The 17352-nt window shown below is 66.9% G+C and carries 19 protein-coding genes; 9 read left to right on the top strand and 10 right to left on the bottom strand.

Going from position 1 to position 17352, the window contains the following annotated elements; genetic code table 11:
• Window positions 1-82: 82 nt before the first annotated feature.
• The 3 genes from LuPra_RS26150 to LuPra_RS26140 form a co-directional block, all read right to left on the bottom strand.
• On the bottom strand, window positions 83-418 hold the full coding sequence (locus LuPra_RS26150; protein WP_110173483.1) for a PadR family transcriptional regulator: 336 nt from the start codon (window positions 416-418) through the stop codon (window positions 83-85).
• 94 nt (window positions 419-512) lie between these two features.
• Complete coding sequence (locus LuPra_RS26145) at window positions 513-1856, bottom strand: TldD/PmbA family protein (RefSeq protein WP_110173482.1); 1344 nt, start codon at window positions 1854-1856, stop codon at window positions 513-515.
• Between the two features lie 2 nt (window positions 1857-1858).
• Window positions 1859-3400, bottom strand: a complete 1542-nt coding sequence (locus LuPra_RS26140) for a TldD/PmbA family protein (protein WP_110174878.1) — start codon at window positions 3398-3400, stop codon at window positions 1859-1861.
• A gap of 154 nt (window positions 3401-3554) precedes the next feature.
• On the opposite strand from LuPra_RS26140, the gene LuPra_RS26135 reads away from it, so the two are divergent.
• A complete protein-coding gene (locus LuPra_RS26135) occupies window positions 3555-4214 on the top strand; it encodes a class I SAM-dependent methyltransferase (protein WP_110174877.1) in 660 nt (219 codons plus the stop codon).
• Window positions 4215-4241: 27 nt separating this feature from the next.
• On the opposite strand, the gene LuPra_RS33810 is transcribed toward LuPra_RS26135, so the two are convergent.
• From LuPra_RS33810 to LuPra_RS26110, 6 genes are all read right to left on the bottom strand, one after another.
• The gene (locus tag LuPra_RS33810; RefSeq protein ID WP_237050697.1) at window positions 4242-4367 is read right to left on the bottom strand and encodes a DUF1697 domain-containing protein; all 126 of its coding nucleotides are present in this window, start codon (window positions 4365-4367) and stop codon (window positions 4242-4244) included.
• Window positions 4368-4481: 114 nt separating this feature from the next.
• On the bottom strand, window positions 4482-5786 hold the full coding sequence (locus tag LuPra_RS26125) for a Gfo/Idh/MocA family protein (RefSeq protein WP_162472831.1): 1305 nt from the start codon (window positions 5784-5786) through the stop codon (window positions 4482-4484).
• Window positions 5783-6313, bottom strand: a complete 531-nt coding sequence (locus LuPra_RS32630) for a DoxX subfamily (protein ID WP_162472830.1) — start codon at window positions 6311-6313, stop codon at window positions 5783-5785. The genes LuPra_RS26125 and LuPra_RS32630 overlap by 4 nt, the downstream gene beginning before the upstream one ends.
• Before the next feature lie 13 nt (window positions 6314-6326).
• Window positions 6327-7379: an FAD:protein FMN transferase gene (locus LuPra_RS26120; protein ID WP_110173480.1), complete on the bottom strand. Its 1053-nt coding sequence runs from the start codon at window positions 7377-7379 to the stop codon at window positions 6327-6329.
• 153 nt (window positions 7380-7532) lie between these two features.
• Complete coding sequence (locus LuPra_RS26115) at window positions 7533-7898, bottom strand: hypothetical protein (protein ID WP_110173479.1); 366 nt, start codon at window positions 7896-7898, stop codon at window positions 7533-7535.
• Window positions 7879-8910 carry an AraC family transcriptional regulator gene (locus LuPra_RS26110; RefSeq protein ID WP_234800561.1) on the bottom strand — a complete coding sequence of 344 codons (1032 nt, stop codon included), beginning with the start codon at window positions 8908-8910 and terminating at the stop codon, window positions 7879-7881. The genes LuPra_RS26115 and LuPra_RS26110 overlap by 20 nt, the downstream gene beginning before the upstream one ends.
• A 211-nt stretch (window positions 8911-9121) precedes the next feature.
• Here LuPra_RS26110 and LuPra_RS26105 point away from each other — a divergent pair, with 211 nt between their 5' ends.
• Window positions 9122-10375 carry a (R)-mandelonitrile lyase gene (locus LuPra_RS26105; RefSeq protein ID WP_234800560.1) on the top strand — a complete coding sequence of 418 codons (1254 nt, stop codon included), beginning with the start codon at window positions 9122-9124 and terminating at the stop codon, window positions 10373-10375.
• A gap of 97 nt (window positions 10376-10472) precedes the next feature.
• Here the strand turns inward: LuPra_RS26105 and LuPra_RS26100 are convergent, their stop codons facing one another.
• On the bottom strand, window positions 10473-11471 hold the full coding sequence (locus tag LuPra_RS26100; RefSeq protein WP_110174874.1) for an aldo/keto reductase: 999 nt from the start codon (window positions 11469-11471) through the stop codon (window positions 10473-10475).
• Between the two features lie 302 nt (window positions 11472-11773).
• Here LuPra_RS26100 and LuPra_RS33490 point away from each other — a divergent pair, with 302 nt between their 5' ends.
• The 7 genes from LuPra_RS33490 (at window position 11774) to LuPra_RS26065 (ending at window position 17319) form a co-directional block, all read left to right on the top strand.
• The gene (locus LuPra_RS33490; RefSeq protein WP_234800559.1) at window positions 11774-12385 is read left to right on the top strand and encodes a (2Fe-2S)-binding protein; all 612 of its coding nucleotides are present in this window, start codon (window positions 11774-11776) and stop codon (window positions 12383-12385) included.
• The gene (locus LuPra_RS26090; RefSeq protein ID WP_162472829.1) at window positions 12322-13539 is read left to right on the top strand and encodes a xanthine dehydrogenase family protein molybdopterin-binding subunit; all 1218 of its coding nucleotides are present in this window, start codon (window positions 12322-12324) and stop codon (window positions 13537-13539) included. The genes LuPra_RS33490 and LuPra_RS26090 overlap by 64 nt, the downstream gene beginning before the upstream one ends.
• Window positions 13536-14642 carry a xanthine dehydrogenase family protein molybdopterin-binding subunit gene (locus tag LuPra_RS26085; RefSeq protein ID WP_157899704.1) on the top strand — a complete coding sequence of 369 codons (1107 nt, stop codon included), beginning with the start codon at window positions 13536-13538 and terminating at the stop codon, window positions 14640-14642. The genes LuPra_RS26090 and LuPra_RS26085 overlap by 4 nt, the downstream gene beginning before the upstream one ends.
• Window positions 14643-14654: 12 nt before the next feature.
• Complete coding sequence (locus tag LuPra_RS26080) at window positions 14655-15638, top strand: FAD binding domain-containing protein (protein WP_110173477.1); 984 nt, start codon at window positions 14655-14657, stop codon at window positions 15636-15638.
• Window positions 15639-15657: 19 nt separating this feature from the next.
• Complete coding sequence (locus LuPra_RS26075; protein WP_110173476.1) at window positions 15658-15885, top strand: hypothetical protein; 228 nt, start codon at window positions 15658-15660, stop codon at window positions 15883-15885.
• 259 nt (window positions 15886-16144) lie between these two features.
• The gene (locus tag LuPra_RS26070) at window positions 16145-16801 is read left to right on the top strand and encodes a DUF1326 domain-containing protein (RefSeq protein ID WP_110173475.1); all 657 of its coding nucleotides are present in this window, start codon (window positions 16145-16147) and stop codon (window positions 16799-16801) included.
• Between the two features lie 140 nt (window positions 16802-16941).
• The gene (locus tag LuPra_RS26065; protein ID WP_157899703.1) at window positions 16942-17319 is read left to right on the top strand and encodes a hypothetical protein; all 378 of its coding nucleotides are present in this window, start codon (window positions 16942-16944) and stop codon (window positions 17317-17319) included.
• Window positions 17320-17352: the final 33 nt, after the last annotated feature.

The following is a 17352-nucleotide window of genomic DNA, read 5'->3' as shown; positions in this document are numbered from 1 at the left end:
CGGCGTCTTTCGTGCGAAACGGGATCGGGACGCACGCTTCTCAGGTCGCAGGTCTCAGGTCTCAGGCATCAGGCATGAGGCATCAGTCGGTGCGCAGTACGGCGTCGAGTGCCGCAGCGAAGCGCTTCCAGCTCTCGACCTCCTCGCCAAGGGCACGGCGTCCGGCGGCGGTCAGCCGGTAGTACCGGGCCTGCCGGTTGTTGTCGGTCACGCCCCAGTCGCTCGCGATCAGCCCGTCTTTCTCGAGACGCTGCAGCGCGGGGTAGAGCGATCCCTGGTTCATCGCGAACTCGCCAGCCGACAACTGCTGGACGCGCTGGCTGATTCCCCAGCCGTGCGTCGGCGAGAGCGAGAGGGTCTTCAGGACGAGCAGGTCGAGCGAGCCGCGGAGGGCTTCGATGGGCGAACGTGGGGGCACGGCGGCTCCGGGATTGCGGCGTCTTCTGTCGCTATCGAGAGAAGCTACCAGCGCACTCCTGTCGCTGTCAAGAGGAAGTCCTTCGATCCGAAGCTCAGACGGCGTCGGAGCTGCTCGTGAACCGGAACTCGCGGATGCGTGCCGCGGGACACACGAGCGACAGGCCGGACCCGCCGACGCCTTCGCCGCTCACGACGCGTTCTGGCGCCGTCATCGCGTCGACGTTGTTCAGCGCGACGACCGGGCTCTCGTTCCAGCGCATGTTCCTGACCGGACGCGTCACCTTGCCGTTCTCGATCAGGAAAAGACCGTCCCGCGTCAGTCCGGTGAGCAGGATCGTCTGCGGATCGAGCGGGCGGATGTACCAGAACCGCGTGACGAGCAGTCCCCGCTGGGTGCCGGCGATGAGGTCGGCCATCGTGGCGGTGCCGCCGTCCATGATCACGTTCGACGGCGTGGAGATTGGCGCCTTGCCCATCTTCTGCGCCCAAAAGCGCGAGTAGAACAGATTCTGGAGTACGCCCTTCTCGACCCACACGCGCTTCTCGGCCGGCAACCCCTCGTTGTCGAAGCTCACGGTCGGAGCCAGCGGATGCGCGGGGTCGGAGTAGATACGGACGCCATCGCCGACGATCTGCTCGCCGATCCTGTTGCCTCCGCCCTTCTTGGCAAAGAAGCTGCGTCCCTCGTCGGCCTGGCGGGCGTTGGCCGAGAACAGCATGAAGGCGACCATGTCGGCCACCGCTGCGGGCTCCAGCACCACCGTGTAGGTGCCGGGCTCGATGCCCGTGGGGTTCCGGGCCATCGCCGCCTTGCTGATGGCCGTCTCCGCCAGGACGTCTGGCCGCAGGAGTCCGAGCTGATTGAAGGACTTCGAGGCCCAGCCCGAGCCCGATCCATCCGGCGTGCGTGCCGTCAGGTTGTAGTCCGCTGCCGTGAAGCGGTCGTAGGCAAACAAGCCTTGCGAGCTCGCGACCGCCTGCATGGCAGCCTGCGTCTCCACGAAGCCGGCCGAGACGACCTCATTCTTCTTCGCGAGCGCGATGGCCGTCGCGACAGACGACGCCCGCCACTCGGGTGTGGCCGACGCCACGTCGTCGAAGTACGCGGTCGCTGGCGTGTACGTCTGCGGTCCGAGCAGCGGCATCGCCTCCGGGTTCTCCGGTGAGACCTTCGCGATCTCCTCGGCGTTGCGCAGCGCGGTCTGCAGGCTCGCGTCGTCGAATCGCGCAGTGGTCACCGTTCCGGAACGCTTGCCGAAACGCGACGTGATCGCCAGGCTGACAGCCGATGTCGCGCCGGCCGTGGTCACCGTGTTGCGTGCGAAGCGCACACTGGCGCGTTCGCTGCCGTTGATGGCCACGAACGTCTGCTCGGCCTTGCTCAGGGCGAGCGCGCGGTCGGCCAGCGTCTTTGCCTGTTCTTTCGTCCAGATCATGTCTACTGCCCGGTGTTGAGGATGTTGACGCCAGCAAAGCGCGCGATCGGACAGCCGTGGCTGACCGAGTTGCTCTGGACCGGTTGCCCCTTGCCGTCGTTGAATGCGCCACCCAGCGCGTAAGTGGACGGGCCGCCCAGCATGTCGCACGCCTTCCAGAACTCTGGCGTGTTCGACTGATAGGCGAGGTCACGCAACTGCGTGGTGATCTTGCCGTTCTTCACTTCCCAGAACGTCTGCCCGCTGAACTGGAAGTTGTAGCGCTGGTGGTCGATGCTGAAGCTCGCGTCTCCCTTCACATACACGCCGTCGGCGGTCGCGCTGATGATGTCGGCCTCACTGACGTCCTTGGTGCCCGCTTCGAGTGAGACGTTGGGCATGCGCTGAAACGGCACCGAGCCCCAGCTGTCTGCATAGCTGCAGCCGTGCGAGGCCTTCTGGCCAATGAGGTGCGCCTGGTCGCGCGTCGTCTGATAATCGACAAACGTCCCGTCCTTGACGAGGTGCCATCGGCTGCTCTTGACCCCATCGTCGTCGTAGCCGCAGGTCGCCATGCCGTTCTCCTGCGTCCTGTCGGCGACCAGATTCACGAGCTTGGAACCGAACTGGAAGGTCCCGAGCTTGTCGGTCGTCAGGAAGCTCGTTCCCGCGAAGTTGGCTTCGTACCCGAGCGCCCGATCGAGCTCGGTGGGGTGTCCCACGGACTCGTGAATCGTCAGCCACAGGTTGGAGGGGTGGAGGATCAGCGTCTTCGGCCCGGACGGCGCTGGCTTGGCCTTGTGCGTCGCAACGGCTTCTTCGGCAGCGACGCGCGCTTCCTGCAGCAAGGGGTAGGACTCGACGTACTCGTAGCCCATGCCCATCGGCGACGTGAGCGAGCGCCGCGAGTAGAACTTGCCCGTCGCCTTGTCCACGGCCGTGATCGTGAACGACGGATAGGTGCGAATCAGTGACTGCTCGATGTGCGAGCCTTCGCTCGACGCGAAGTACTTGTGCTCGTTGACAAACTGCATGAACGCCGACACGAAGCTGGCGCCTGGGACCTTCAGAGCCTCCTCGTGAATCTGCAGCAGCAGGTCGAGCTTCGGCTGCAGCGGCATCTCGAACGGGTTCTTCTTGACCGGCGTGTTCCAGCTCGTGTCGAAGCCTTCGACGGGCGCGAGCCGGACCGGCTCCTGGTTGATCGCACGGTTGGCCTTGGCGATCCCCACGGCCTGGGCCGCGACGCGCGCGATCTCGTCCTTGCTCACGGCGCTGCTGCTGGCAAAGCCCCAGGTGCCGTCGACGATCAGGCGGATGCCGAAGCCATGGTCGTCCGTGTTGGCGATGTTCTGCACACGGCGGTCCCTGGTGAAGATGAACTGGTTGCGGTAGCGGTTGATGCGGATGTCCGCGTAGGTCGCGCCCAGCTTCTTCGCGGTTGCCAGGGCGGCATCGGCGAGGTCGCGGAGCTCGGACGAGCCTTGCCCGAACAGCACCTCCGGCGAGGCCGACGAGGCCGCTCCGAGTGCGATCATGGACTGGACGAACTGGCGACGGTCGATCATCGGGGAATCCTGATGTGAACCCTGTCCGGCTGAGGTGCGTATCGGGGCCATCGTATCGCAGCTTGTCGACCTCGTCGCGAACCATTCTCCTCGCGGCGCGGTTGCCGGATCGCTGGTCGCGGCGCAAGATTGTTTGCAGGGAGGGACGACCTTGTCAGAGCGATCAGGAACCCTCGCTGGCGATCCGTTCGATGGCCGCCACCCGACCAGTCACGAACGCCTGGCAGGACAACCCTGGGATGCGTCGTACGAGGACGGTCCGCCGCCCTGGGACATTGGCCGGCCGCAGCCAGCCATCGTGCGCGTGGCATCCGAAGGCGGATTCTCCGGCGCGGTGCTCGATGCGGGCTGCGGGACCGGCGAGAACGCCCTTCACGTCGCCTCGCTGGGATTGACGGTGCTGGGCGTTGACGTGGCCGAGACAGCACTGGCAATCGCCCGACAGAAGGCCGGCGATCGTGGGATCGAGGTCGAGTTCGCTGCGGCTGATGCGTTCAAGCTGGAGCGCTTGCGGCGCAGGTTTCAGACAGTGCTGGACTGCGGATTGTTCCACACCTTCGACGGCGATGAGCGACCAGCCTATGTGGCGAGCCTGGCGTCGGTGACCAAGCCCCGTGGAACCCTGTATGTGCTGTGCTTCAGTGACGAAGGTCCCGACACCGGCCCGCACCCCATCAGTCGGGCAGAGCTGAGAGCGGCGTTCACCCCCAGCACTGGATGGACTGTCGCCGCCATCGAACCGGACCGCATTCAGACGAGACTCCACGACGACGGTGCACCGGCGTGGTTCGCGACAATCAAACGGCTCTAGGCTGCGGAAACTTGTATGGCCACCGGCTCAGAGCATCGTCAGCAGCCTGGTCGTAGTGTTCCAGTTGCGGATGGTGACGCCCTTGCCGCTCTGGATGTACGTCACCACGTCGCTGAAGCCGAGCGCCCCGAAGCTCTCGCGCAGTACGCTCATCTTGATCAGGTTGTTGCCGCCGACGTTTGATACCGCGCAGGAGCGCCACGAAGCGGTTCGCGGCTGTCACTGGCGCGGCGTGGCCTGGCTTCGGCATACGTGACTGGCAGTTCCTCAGGTCGTGCGCAGGATCACACGCGCCCTGGTCTTGATGGCCTCGTTCGCGCCGATGCAGGCACGTGCGGACGCCATGGCCTTGTCGGGCCCGCAGAGCAACGGCGTGCCGACGCGAATGGCCGAGCAGAACCGCCGCATCTGCAATCGCGTCGCCGATGACCGTGCCGCGGGGGCGGCGCCAGCCGCCGGCAGCGTCTCCGCTCGATTGGTCGCCTGATTCGTGTTGCCCGCCATGGTCTCGGAGGACTGCGCTACCGCACCCGGGCCGGCCGGCGTCACCTCGATGCCGGTCTGACGCCCGCCGCCGCCCTCCTGGAACAGGAGCGCCTCGCGCTCGGCCAGCATGATTAACGTCCCCTTCGTGCCCATGTACATCTCGTAGTACTCGTCGAACGCGTTGGACTCGATGGACGAGAAGGAGGCCGTACGGCCGCCTGGATACTCGAAGTTCACGAAGACGTGATCGAAGACTTCCCGATTCTCGGGGAACCGGTAGAGGCCGCCCGAGGCAATCACTGCCTCCGGCGCAGACCCGAGGAACCAGTTCACTGCGTTGACCTGGTGACTGCCCAGCTCCGCCATCAGCCCCTGCGAGTACTTCCAGTAGAGGCGCCAGTTGATCAGGTGGTCGAACGTCGGGTAACCAAAAGCTGACGGGTCGTAGTCGGGCGACGGCAGCTCCGCCTTGCGCCGCCAGCTGCCGTTCCGGTGCCACGCGAGTCGCACGTGATAGATGTCGCCTAGGACGCCAGCCTTCACGATCCCCTCGTGGGCGGCCTGGTACATCGGGTTGTGATTGCGCTGGTATCCGATCTCGAGGACGCGGTCATTGCGAAGCGCCGCAGCGCGCATGCGTTCGCAGCTCTCGACGTCCCACGCCATCATCTTCTCGCACAGGACGTGCTTGCCGGCGTCGAGACACCCGATGGCGAGCTCCGCGTGGGACCACAGCGGCGGCGCCACGATGACGGCTTCGACATCCTCCTTCTGGAGCATCTCGCGCCAGTCTGCGTAATGGCGCACCGGAGGCATGCTGTTCCTGGCAAGCACTCCGTCTGCAAGCTTCAGCTGCGCAGGGTTGATGTCGCAGATGGCACGCACGTCGCCGTAATCGGGATCGACGTTGGTCAACTGCGCCCGCCCCTGCGAGCCGAGGCCGATGAACGCGAGTCGCACCCGGCCGCCCGGCGCCGGACCACGCAGCGCAGCGGCTGCGCCGAGCGCAGCCACCGCCGGCGTGCCCGCCAGCACCTTCAGGAAGTTGCGTCGGCCAAGTTCGATCTGTTCGGGTGTGAGATTCATGCCACTGCCTCTTGAACCGGGATGGTTGCCGGGCGAGCCCGCAGCCACAGCCGATCCAGTCCAGCGATCGATCCGGTACGAAACGCGAGCAGCACGATCACCGCGCACGCCTCGACCAGGTTCTTGTTGACGAGGAGATAGGTGCCTTCGGCGCGCACGTCGATGCCGCCGGTGGGCATTGCCGCCAGGTAGAAGATCACCAGCAGTGCCAGCGCGCCGCTGCAACCCCACTGAGTGAACAGCCCGAGCATCAGGCTCATGCCGACTGCTGCCAGCGCAAGCGCAATCGCGAGATCGAGTGACCCGATCCACGCCACGCTGCCCATCCAGTGAAACAGCGGTGCCAACGGGCCAGTCGCCGCCTTCAGGTACGCTGCCGACGACCATGATGGAAGCGGCGCGCCAGCCAGGCTCCACGCGGGATGCAGGAGCTTCGTGTAGCCCTCGTAGAGGAAGTGCCACCCGACCAGCGTGCGCAGGATCACCAGCGACGTCTGCTGCAACGGGGAAACATGCAATGAGGCCATGAAGAGATGTCCCTCAGTCGCCGACGACCCTGGCAGTTGGGTAATGGCCAACGACGATCGTCTGTCCGGATTCGTCGTCCGGCGTGATGAGCGCAAGTACGTCGGGATGCTCGCTGCAGTACCGCCTCGCCAGGTCGACCCCCCCGACCAGGAAACCGGTCGACAGCGCGTCGGCCCGTGCAGCGCTCGAGGCGACGACGCTCACCGACAGGATGCCGTCAGCCGGCCAGCCGGTCCGCGGATCGATGACGTGACCGTACCGTCGCCCGTCCTGGACCACGAACTGTTCGCCGGCGCCGCTCGTTCCAAGCGCCGCGTTCCGCAGCGAGAGCGTTGCGATGGGTTGCCCGGGTCGGAGAGGCGAGACGACGTCGACCACCCATCCTGCGCCGCGACCACCCATGGCCACGATGCTGCTGCCGCCGGCAGACAGCAGTGCGTGGTGCACCCCCGAGTCGCGCAGCACCGAGGCTGCGCAATCGAGTGCGTAGCCCTTGCCCACGGCGCCGAGGTTCACCTCGATCCCGGGACGGCTGAACGCCACTGCCGGCGGATCGGAACTTACGTGCACCGCACCGAAGCCGACCTGGCGGCGCGCCTCCTCGATCGCCGCTCGCTGAGGTACTCGTGGCTCCCGCCCGAGGAAGCCCCAACACCGGCTGAGCGGCGTCGTCGTCAGGTCGAAGGCGCCATCGGTGTCCCGATGCACGCGTTGGCAGTCCATCAGCAGTTCCGCCACACCCGCCGGCACCGCGACGGCCCGGTCAGCCGCGTTGCGGTTCAGTTCGGAGATCGCACTGGTCGCGATGAACACGCTCAACTCGTGCTCGAGACGGTCGATTTCGTCGAGCGCGGTCAGCGCGGCCGGGACGAATGCCCGGTCCGCCGCGGCGAGCGTGACCTCGAACCGGCACGCCATGGCACGACGATGGACGTGGATCCAATGGCCGTAGGCCTCCTCGCGTCCGTCGCCGCCGCTTCGCGGCGAGAACGCGGCGAGAAGTTGGCGGCGATCCGTCAGGGAACGCGTGTTGAGTCCATACCGAGGCGCAGGTGGGGAAGCCATGTCCGACCAGTCAACCAAAGCAAGGAACGATCCGTCTCGCCCGCGCCATCATTCGTCCCGGCAACGGCCGCGAATCGGCAGGGAACCGCAGATGAGCCGGGGAAAAATTCCGGTCCACGGGAAGAACTCGCAGCCAGCCCGAGCCCGGGGGCCTCATCGCGTGCCGCGACGGGGTGGCTTCTTTTTCTGGCTCACGTACCGGTGCGCGCCGATCACCAGCCCGCGCAGGGCATCGGCGCCGACGCGGCGGAGGCGCACCAGCACGCACGGATAGCCGACGTAATGCTCCTTCAGGTAATAGCTGTCGGGATCTTCCGCGACCAGCAGGTCGCGATCGGCGATGTCCATCATCACGACGAGCGTGTCGGTCTCGGCCGACTTGTGCGACGCGATGCAGACGAACATCGTGCCGCCGGTCTTCAGCGCCGGCTTGCCAAAGGTGGTCGTGAGCTCGACATCCGGCAGGGTGCGGCCGATGGCGGCGACCGACGCGAACGGATCAGCGGGGCGCCTGGCCACGAGCCGAGTCTACGCCGGCCGCGCCGATCGGAGCCACGCCTTCGGCGCGCAAGAGGCTCACGTCGCGCATCGGTGCGCGTCCGAAGAAGCGCGCATACTCGCGGCTGAACTGCGATGGACTGACATAGCCGACCAGCCGGCACGCACGACCCGCGTCGATGCCCTGGAACAGCATCAACCGCCTGGCTTCGTGCAGGCGCATCAACTTCTGGTACTGCAACGGGCTCATCGACGTCACGGCCTTGAAGTGCTGGTGGAACGAGGAGACGCTCATGTTCACCAGCTCGGCGAGTTCCTCGACGCCGGTCGGTTGCGCGTAGTGCTCACGCAGCCAGGCGACCGCCTGCGCGATGCGGTGCAGGCCGGACTCGGCTTGTCCGATCTGCGCGACCCGCGCGCCTACGGGGCTGCGCAGCAGGCGAATCAGGATCTCGTCGATGATCAGCGGCGCAACGAGTTCGGTGTCGGCGGGGTGGGCCATCGACACCAGCAGGCGGGTCACCGCATCGACGATCGCCTCGGTGGTGTGGCCCACGTACAGCCCACGCTCCGATGGCGGTCTTGGCGTCCCGTGCGGGTGGACCTTCAGCGTCAACTCGGCGACACGGTACGGGTCGAACTCCAGCTTGAACCCGAGATACGGCGCCTCGGCGCTCGCAGCGGTGACCTGTGCGGCGATCGGGAGATCGACCGAAAACACCAGCATCCTGGCGGCGTCGTACGCGAAAGTCTCCGTGCCGAGCATCGCGACCTTCCCGCCCTGCGCCACGAGGCAGAGCGCCGGACGCTGCGTGACATGCACCGGCTCATGGCTCGGCCGCGACCATCGGAGAGCAAACACGCCGGTTCGCCTCAGTTCGAAGCGTCCGTCGTACGGGGCATAGCGCGCCAGGAGGTCGGCGAGCCGGCGGACCGACATACTGTCCGGGGTGACGAGCTGGTCCGGCGCGGGATGCCGCGTGAACTGGTCAACGACGGCCGGCGCCGCCGGCGCCGTGCGGGTGTCAAGCATCGTGGCCTCGACGTGAGAGCGGAGGGACGACATGAGGTGTTCGGGCGATGAGCGTTCAGACATCGTAGCGCTCCGAGGACGACGGGGTTTGCCCAATCCTGTGACGAACTTGCTTCATCGTCCAGTCGCTGAGTTGCCACGGGCGCACACGACGGCACGAGAAAACCATTACAGGCCGGGCCTGGCCGGCGCAGCGGACCCCGGAGCGTCTATGCAGACCGACAAGCGCAAGGCCTCGATCATGTTCACGGCGATGCTCATGGCGATGGCTCCGCTCGCCTCGCCGGCAGGGGCGCAGACGCTGGTCATCAACCGCAGCGGCACTCGCGCAGTCCGGCAGGCCCCCCCCGACAACTTCACGGGTAGCGCGCGTGTCGACATGCTGTTCGACTCGCTCCTCTCCTCGGCAGCCAGTGGCGGCTCGGTCACATTCGAGCCCGGGGCCCGCACGGCCTGGCACTCGCACCCTGGTGGCCAGACCCTGATCGTCACGGTCGGCACCGGCCGCGTCCAGCGCTGGGGTGACGCGGTCGAGGCGATTCGTGCGGGTGACGTGGTCAGGATCCCAGCTGGTCAGAAGCATTGGCATGGAGCGGCGCCGCAGACATCCATGACGCACATCGCGATTACCGAGCCTCGGGGAGGCACGGCCGTGCAGTGGATGGAACAGGTGAGCGAGGAGCAATACAACGCTGCGCCCGCCGGCGAGCGGGGTTTGGCACCGGCGCCTCCCGAGGGACAGGCTGCGCAGCAGCCTCCCGCCGGCGAGCAGGGCGCCAGGCGGCCCTCGGGAGACCTTCAGCAGAGGCTCGCGCCCGGCCTCGCGACCCTCACCGACGATGTCCTGTACGGCGATGTGTGGCGACGGCCCGAGTTGTCGCCGCGCGACCGCAGCCTCGTGACCATCGCGGTGCTGATCGCGACGGGCAAGACGGCACAGCTCGCCGGTCACCTGACGCGGGGCCTCGAGAACGGGCTCCAGCCCAGCGAGACATCCGGCCTGCTGGCGCACCTCGCCGTCTACAGCGGCTGGCCGAATGCCGTTTCGGCACTGCAGGTGTATGAGGGGGTGTATTCCGCGCGGAAGGTGGACACTGCCGCACTACGAACTGTCGCACCGCGCCTCCCGGCGACCGCCGCCGCCGCGGGAGTCCCGGGGCCGAGCGAGGCCGCGACTGCCGTCGCGCCGAAGTTCGTGCAGTTGACCACAGACGTTGTGTTCGATGACCTCTGGCGACGATCGGATCTCGCGCTGCGCGATCGAAGCCTGGTCACAATCGCCGCACTGGCGGCCATGGCTGACGACGACCAGCTCGAGATCTACCTGCGTCGCGGACTCGAGAGTGGCCTGACCCGCGACCAGATCACCGAAGCGGTGACGCACATGGGCTTCTACGCCGGCTGGGGCAAGGCAACCACGGCGATGTCAGTGATCGCGCGAGTCGCACCGGAGCCGGTTCGATGAAGTCGCAGACCCGATGTCCGACTGAAGAAGAAAGGCTTCGACAAATATGTCGGACAACGGTAGGGCCGGCTCTCCGAGCCCGGCCCCCTTGGCGACGTTACCTATACGAATGTTTCAGGATGGCTTCCGGCAACCGCGCCCCGTGCACCTCGATCGCCGCGCTGGCCGACGCGATGTCGCGGAGGTCCTCCGGTGTGAGCGTGACGTGTGCCGCACCGAGGTTCTCTTCGAGGCGATGCAGCTTCGTCGTGCCTGGGATCGGCACGATGAAGGGCTTCTGCGCCAGCAGCCACGCCAGGGCGATCTGCGCCGGCGTCGCCCCCTTCGGTTCGGCGATCCGCTTCAGGAGATCCACCATCGCGACGTTCGCGGCTCGTGCCTCGGGGACGAAGCGCGGAGACGAGGCGCGGAAATCCGCGGCGTCGAATGTGGTCGTGGCGGAGATCGCTCCTGTCAGGAAACCCGCGCCCAGCGGACTCCAGGGCACGAATCCGATGCCGAGTTCCTCGCAGGTGGCGAGCACACCGTTCTGCTCCACGTCGCGCGTCCAGAGTGAGTATTCGCTCTGGATGGCCGCGAGCGGCTGAACCGCGTGGGCCCGGCGGATCGTCTGCGGCGCCGCTTCCGAGAGGCCGAAGTGCTTCACCTTGCCGGCGGTGATGAGTGCCTTGACGGTCCCCGCGACATCCTCGATTGGCACGTCCGGATCGACCCGGTGCTGGTACAGCAAGTCGATGGTGTCGACCGCGAGTCGCGTCAACATCGCGTCGACCACGCGACGGATGTGCTCGGGGCGGCTGTTGAGGCGACCGGTACGTGCGCCCGTCTGCGCGTCGAGGTCCCAGCCGAACTTGGTCGCGACCGACACCTGCGCGCGAATGGGCGCGAGCGCCTCGCCGACGAGGACTTCGTTGGTGAACGGGCCGTAGGTCTCCGCGGTGTCGAAATGCGTGACGCCGCGCTCGAACGCGGCGCGAATGATGCCGATCCCCTCCGCGCGGTCGGTCGCCGGGCCGTAGACGCTCTCGAGACCCATGCACCCATAGCCAATGGCCGAGACGTCGAGACCGTTCCTGCCGAGAGTGCGCTCTTCCATGATTTGCATTTCTTTTTGCGTGGCCGTCCCACGCCATGACCGCGGCCGATATTCGCAGCGTAGCAAACGCCCCGCACCGCGAAATGCCCAATGCTTCGAAAGACTGGCTCGTTCGTTCGGCCCGGCCGGTGCAGGGCCGCGCTCGGAGAGCGGGCCCTACCGAAGCGCGACTTCCGACTCCCGACTCCCGGACCTGTGACCGGCAAGATTCATGGAGGAACAGGCAAGACTGGCTCGAGGTAAAGCGGTAACCTACGGACATCCGTAAGGCTGCACATATCTCAGCGCAGAGAGGATTGGCCGTGACACCCAAGGACGACTCTTTGGCCGGCGTTGATCATGGACGCCGCAATTTCCTCAAATCGACAGGTGTCGTCGGCGTGGCGGCGAGCGTCATCTCGCCGAGTGCCGAGGCGCAATCCGGCCCGGCCGCGCTGGGGCCTGGCGCCGTGCCCGTCCGTCTGAACGTCAACGGCCGCCAGCTGGACCTGATGCTCGAGCCGCGGGTGACGCTCCTCGACGCGCTGCGTATGCGCGCCGACCTGACCGGCAACAAGCGCGGCTGCGATCGGGGCGCCTGCGGCGCCTGCACGATGCTGGTCGACGGTCGCCCGGTCTACTCGTGCTCCACCCTGGCGATCGCGGTGCAGGGCAAGCAGATTCGCAACGTCGACGGGCTCGCCAACGGCGACACGCTGCATCCGGTGCAGGCGGCCTTTTGCGAGAAGGACGCGCTGATGTGCGGCTTCTGCACGCCGGGTTTCATCATGGCGAGCGTCGGCCTGCTCGAGAAGCATCCCAACGCGACCGCGGAACAGATCCGCAAGGGCCTCGACGGCAACATCTGCCGGTGCGGGACGTTCCCGCGCATCTTCGAAGCGGTGTCGAGCGTGACGGGAGGGCAGCGTGCCTGAGCAGACACCACAGCCGCAGCCGCCACCACCGCAGCCGGCCCAGGGACAGGGACAGGGGACAGGGACAGGGCGGACGACCACCCGCCGCAGCGCAGGCGCCTGCCGACCCACGTTACGCGTGGCCGGCCACACGCACCGTACTCGGCACGCCCGTCAAGCGCTTCGACGGGCCCGACAAGGTCACCGGCCGTGCCAGGTACACCTTCGACATCAATCGCCCCGGCATGCTTTACGCACGCATCGTCCGGTCGCCGCATCCGCATGCGCGGGTTGCCGCGATTGACTTGACGGCGGCGCGTCGTGCCCCTGGTGTCCGAGCGGCGCTGGTTCATCGTGAGTCCGGCACCGAGCCGAGCAGCCGCGTGATGTTCCAGGGCGACGAGGTCGCGGCCGTGGCTGCCGACACCGAGGAACAGGCCATCGACGCCGCGCGCCTCGTGAAGGTCGACTACGAAAAGCTGCCCCACCTTGTCAACGTGGCCGCGGCGCTGACCGGACAGGCGCCGCCGGTGTTCACGACCGGTAACGTGCGCCAGGGCCAGACGCAGGAATCTGGTGATCTGGCGGCGGGTTTTGCGGCGGCGGCACACACGCTCGAGCAGACCTACGAAACCCACGTCATCACGCACGTATGCCTCGAGTCGCACGGCACGGTGTGCGAGTGGGAGGGCGACAAGCTCACCGTCTGGATCTCCACGCAGGGCATCAATACCGCGCGCGAGAACTTCGCGACCGCGCTGAGCATCCCGCAGGCCAACATCCGCGTCATCTGCCAGTACATGGGGGGCGGCTTCGGCAGCAAGGCGCTGAGCATCGGGGCGGAGGGCCTGTTGTGCGCAAAGCTGGCCAAGGAGACCGGCAAGCCGGTCAAATTGATGCTCGATCGCAAGGAGGAGCACCTGGTTGCCGGCAACCGTCCCTCGTCGGCGGCGCGGGTCAAGGCCGGCGTGTCGGCCGATGGCCTGATCACGGCCTTCGACGCGGAGTCGTGGGGGACCGGTGGCGCCGGGGCGGCGGCGGGGTTCCCGCTGCCGTACATCTACCGGATCGCCAATCGCCGACGCACGCACAAGGACGTGTTCATCAACACGGGCCAGCAGCGGCCGATGCGTGCCCCTGGCCATCCGCAGGGTCGTTCATCACCGAGATCATGATGGACGAACTGGCCGATCTGGCGAGGATCGACCCGGTCGAGTTCCGGATCAAGAACCTGCCACCGGAAGCGCCGAACGCGATGTGGCGCACGTACCTGAGCGAAGGTGCCGAGGCCTTCGGCTGGAGCAAGCGGCACCAGACCGGCGATCCGACCGCGGGGCCGATCAAGACAGGCATGGGCGTCGCCGTCTGTACCTGGGGCGGCGGCGGGCGCGGCCCCGCACAGACGCATTGCGAAATCGCCGCCGACGGTAGCGTGATCATGCGCGTCGGGACGCAGGACATCGGCACCGGCACGCGCACGCTGGTGGCGGTTGTCGCCGCCGACACGCTCGGCCTGCAGGCGGCACAGGTCACGCCGCAGATCGGCGACACGCTGTACGGCGTCAGCCCGCTGTCGGGCGGGAGCACCACGGCCGCCAGCATCAGCCCGGCGATTCGAGTCGCCGCGGTCAAGGCGCTCGATGCGTTGAAGGAGAAGGTCGCGCCCGTCCTCGGTGTCGAGCCTGCCACGCTGGTTGCGACCGGCGGGCGCGTGCACGTCCAGGGCGATACGGCCAAGGGCCTGACCTGGGCAGATGCGTGCAAGCACATCGGGCCGCAGGCGATCGCCGTCGACGGCGACTGGCAGCCTGGCATGTCTTCGGTCACCACCAGCGGCGTGCAGTTTGCCGAGGTGACCGTCGACGTCGAGACCGGGATCACCAGGGTCACGCGCGTCCTCGCGATTCAGGATTGCGGCCTGGTCGTCAGCCGGCTCACGGCCGAGAGCCAGGTCTATGGCGGCATCATCGGATCGCTGAACTTCGCGATGTACGAGGACCGTATCCTCGACCGCAACACCGGCCAGATGGTCAATCCCAACATGGAGTGGTACCTGCTGGCCGGCATGTCGGACATGCCACAGATCGAGATCCGGCTGAAGGATCAGCCCGAGCGCGGCGTCATCGGCATCGGCGAGCCGCCAACCGTCCCGACCGCTGCGGCGATCGCGCTAGCCGTCCGCAACGCCTGCGGCGTGACCCTGCGGAGCCTGCCACTCACGCCAGCCCGCGTCCTCAATGCGATGCGACAGCAGCGCCAGGCCACGGCCCGCGCCTAGCCAGGAGACCGCATGAAAGCCTTCAGCTACGTGGACGCGAAGACCGAGAAGGAAGCCGTGGCCGCGCTGACGCCGCAGTTCGAGCAGGCGCTGGCCATCGGTGGCGGCCAGGACCTCCTGGCCCGCATGAAGGACTACATCACCCAGCCCGATCGTCTCGTCAACACGCGGAATGCGCTCGACGCGACCGTGAAAAAGGACAGTGGAGGCTTACGGATAGGCGCGGCGATGACGATCAACGACCTGGCCGAGCAGGCCCAGGTCGCCGAGATGTATCCGGCGATCACCGAGGCGGCCATCGAGGTCGGCACGCCGCAGATCCGCAACCAGGGAACGGTCGGTGGCAACCTGAACCAGCGGCCGCGCTGCTGGTATTTCCGCAACGAGGAGTTCGTCTGCTTCAAGAAGGGCGGCACGACCTGTTTCTCCATCACCGGGGAGAACCAGTTCAATGCCATCCTCGGCGGCGGCCCGAGCTTCATCGTCCATCCGTCGAGCCTCGCGGTCCCGATGCTCGCGTACGGCGCGACGTTCCGCATCCTCGGCCCCAGGGGCGAGCGCCTCGTTCCAGCGGCCGAGTACTTCACGCCGCCGACAACCAACGTCCGGGTCGAGAACGTGCTGGCTCCGGACGAACTGTTGACTCACGTGATCCTGCCGGCTCCGGGCAACGTGAAGAGCGGGCACTACGAAGTGCGGTACAAGACGTCGCACGACTGGCCGATCGCCTTTGCGACCGTCCTGCTGCGCATGGACGGCAACACCGTCCGGTCGGCGCGCGTGGTGATGGGCGCAGTGGCCCCCATTCCGTGGCGTTCACCTGCGGCGGAGAAGGCCCTGGTCGGCAAGCCCATCAATCCGCAGACCGCGGCGGCCGCGGCCGAGGCAGCGTTACAGGGCGCATTGCCCCTCACCGAAAACGCGTACAAGATTGACGTCGCGAAAACCGCCGTCACCCGCGCGATCCTGCGCGCCGCTGGTCAGCAGACCGCCTGATCGCCAGGGAGGCACAGACATGGAATCATTGACCTCACCGAAGATCGTCGTCGGCGTGCACTGCCTCAAGCTGCGCACCAAGGGCATGTACATCCCGGCCCTGGTCGATCCGGACGAGTCCTCGTTCTACGACAGCTACGAGACCTCGGCCTACTGGTGCGCGATGACGCAGACGGGGTTCGGGCCCGACCGTGAACCGGTGCGGCCAGACTCGTGCTGCCACGCTCGCGGCTGTTGCAAGCACTGACGCCGGCGTAAACGTCAGGGCCGCGTTCGGAGAACGGGCCCTACCGTCGATGACGAAGCGTCGAGCAAGCTCGACGCCTACGAGTAGGGCGCGGTCGGCCCGCCGCGGTGAAAGACGGCAGGGCCGGCCTGTCGGTGCCCGACACGCCGTGAAGGTAGGGCTCGCTCCCCGAGTCCGGCAACGGTAAGGCCGGCTCTCCGAGTCCGGCAACGGGTAGGGCCGGCTCTCCGAGCCGGCCACCCTGCGTAGGAGACGCACCATGAAACTGCTTTCAATGTCCGCCGTGTTCCTCACCCTCGCCGCGACGACCCTGTCTGCGGCGCCGGCATCACTCGAAGGGACGTACCTCGAGGCGCGCACCGCGGAGGTCTTCGCCGGCGGCTGCGTCATCAACAGCGAGGCCGGGACGACCGGCCGCGAAGCCGTGCTGGCGTGGAAGGTCGATCGCGGCCAGTTCAACGGCGTGGCGCTCGACGGGCTGTCGGTGATGGCGGCCGTCGCCGGCGACACCAACCTCGGCGTGCACGAGATCGGTGGCGAGCGCGCCCAGACTCGCACCGCGATCGTCGTCGACGCACGCGCCACCGCGGCACAGCGCACGGCGTTGATCGCGATGGTCCAGGCCCTGTCCACGCGGACGGTGAGCGACGTGGTGGAAGTCACGTCGGCGCCGATCGAGTTCGTGGCTGGCGAGAAGGACGTGCGCATCGCAAGCGGCGCGTTTCGTCTGGCCGTTCACAAGGAACTCGACCACACGATGTCGTGCGGGAACAAGCAGTGGTTCAGCCCGCTCGCGACCGTGCACCATGCCCAGGCGGGCACCACGCTCGAGAACGCGTTCAGCGGCAACTCGCTCGGCACGAAGTGGAGCGATCCCAACAAGCGGTCTGCGTTCTACGGCACCTTCTCCTACTGACGTGTCGCGTCTGGTATTGGCCCGCTGAGGTTCTCCGAGCACGCGCGACCGCGCCACGGGCCGCCAGGGCCGACCCGCGTTTGGTACCATGTGCGCGAAAATAGCGTGTTCGAACGGCCTTCGAAGAACAGGAGAACACCATGCGGCAAAAACTCTCGATGATCGCGGCAGTACTCGCGTTTGCGGTCGCCTCCCTCCACGCGGCTGACGTCACTGGCAAGTGGACGGCACAGGTTGCCGGGCGCGACGGCCAGACGCGCGAACAGACATTCACCCTCAAGGCCGACGGGGAGAAGTTGACCGGCACGACCTCGGGCATGCAAGGCGGCGCCGACGTCGAGATCAAGGACGGCACCGTCAAGGGCGATGACATCGCCTTCACCGTCGTCCGCAGTTTCCAGGGGCAGGAAGTCAAGATTCTCTACAAGGGCAAGGTCTCGGCCGGCGAGATCAAGTTCACGTCCCAGCGCGAGGGCGGCGAGCCACGGGAGTTCACCGCCAAGCGCGTAACCTCGTAGTCCTTGTCCGGAGTCCGTCCTCGCACTCGCGAG

Origin of the sequence: Luteitalea pratensis (genome assembly GCF_001618865.1) — a bacterium.
Classification (GTDB): domain Bacteria; phylum Acidobacteriota; class Vicinamibacteria; order Vicinamibacterales; family Vicinamibacteraceae; genus Luteitalea; species Luteitalea pratensis.
The sequence above is the reverse complement of the archived record's forward strand: the minus strand, read 5'-3'. Positions and strand labels throughout refer to the sequence as shown.

Bases quoted from the DNA above. Each gene is read 5' to 3' on its own strand.
- LuPra_RS26145 (WP_110173482.1), bottom strand. From the start codon at position 1,856: ATGATCTGGACGAAAGAACAGGCAAAGACGCTGGCCGACCGCGCGCTC.
- LuPra_RS33810 (WP_237050697.1), bottom strand. From the start codon at position 4,367: ATGAGCGTACTGCGCGAGAGCTTCGGGGCGCTCGGCTTCAGCGACGTG.
- LuPra_RS26125 (WP_162472831.1), bottom strand. From the start codon at position 5,786: ATGAATCTCACACCCGAACAGATCGAACTTGGCCGACGCAACTTCCTG.
- LuPra_RS32630 (WP_162472830.1), bottom strand. From the start codon at position 6,313: ATGGCCTCATTGCATGTTTCCCCGTTGCAGCAGACGTCGCTGGTGATC.
- LuPra_RS26120 (WP_110173480.1), bottom strand. From the start codon at position 7,379: ATGGCTTCCCCACCTGCGCCTCGGTATGGACTCAACACGCGTTCCCTG.
- LuPra_RS26110 (WP_234800561.1), bottom strand. From the start codon at position 8,910: ATGCTTGACACCCGCACGGCGCCGGCGGCGCCGGCCGTCGTTGACCAG.
- LuPra_RS26105 (WP_234800560.1), top strand. From the start codon at position 9,122: ATGCAGACCGACAAGCGCAAGGCCTCGATCATGTTCACGGCGATGCTC.
- LuPra_RS26100 (WP_110174874.1), bottom strand. From the start codon at position 11,471: ATGGAAGAGCGCACTCTCGGCAGGAACGGTCTCGACGTCTCGGCCATT.
- LuPra_RS26085 (WP_157899704.1), top strand. From the start codon at position 13,536: ATGATGGACGAACTGGCCGATCTGGCGAGGATCGACCCGGTCGAGTTC.
- LuPra_RS26080 (WP_110173477.1), top strand. From the start codon at position 14,655: ATGAAAGCCTTCAGCTACGTGGACGCGAAGACCGAGAAGGAAGCCGTG.
- LuPra_RS26075 (WP_110173476.1), top strand. From the start codon at position 15,658: ATGGAATCATTGACCTCACCGAAGATCGTCGTCGGCGTGCACTGCCTC.
- LuPra_RS26070 (WP_110173475.1), top strand. From the start codon at position 16,145: ATGAAACTGCTTTCAATGTCCGCCGTGTTCCTCACCCTCGCCGCGACG.
- LuPra_RS26065 (WP_157899703.1), top strand. From the start codon at position 16,942: ATGCGGCAAAAACTCTCGATGATCGCGGCAGTACTCGCGTTTGCGGTC.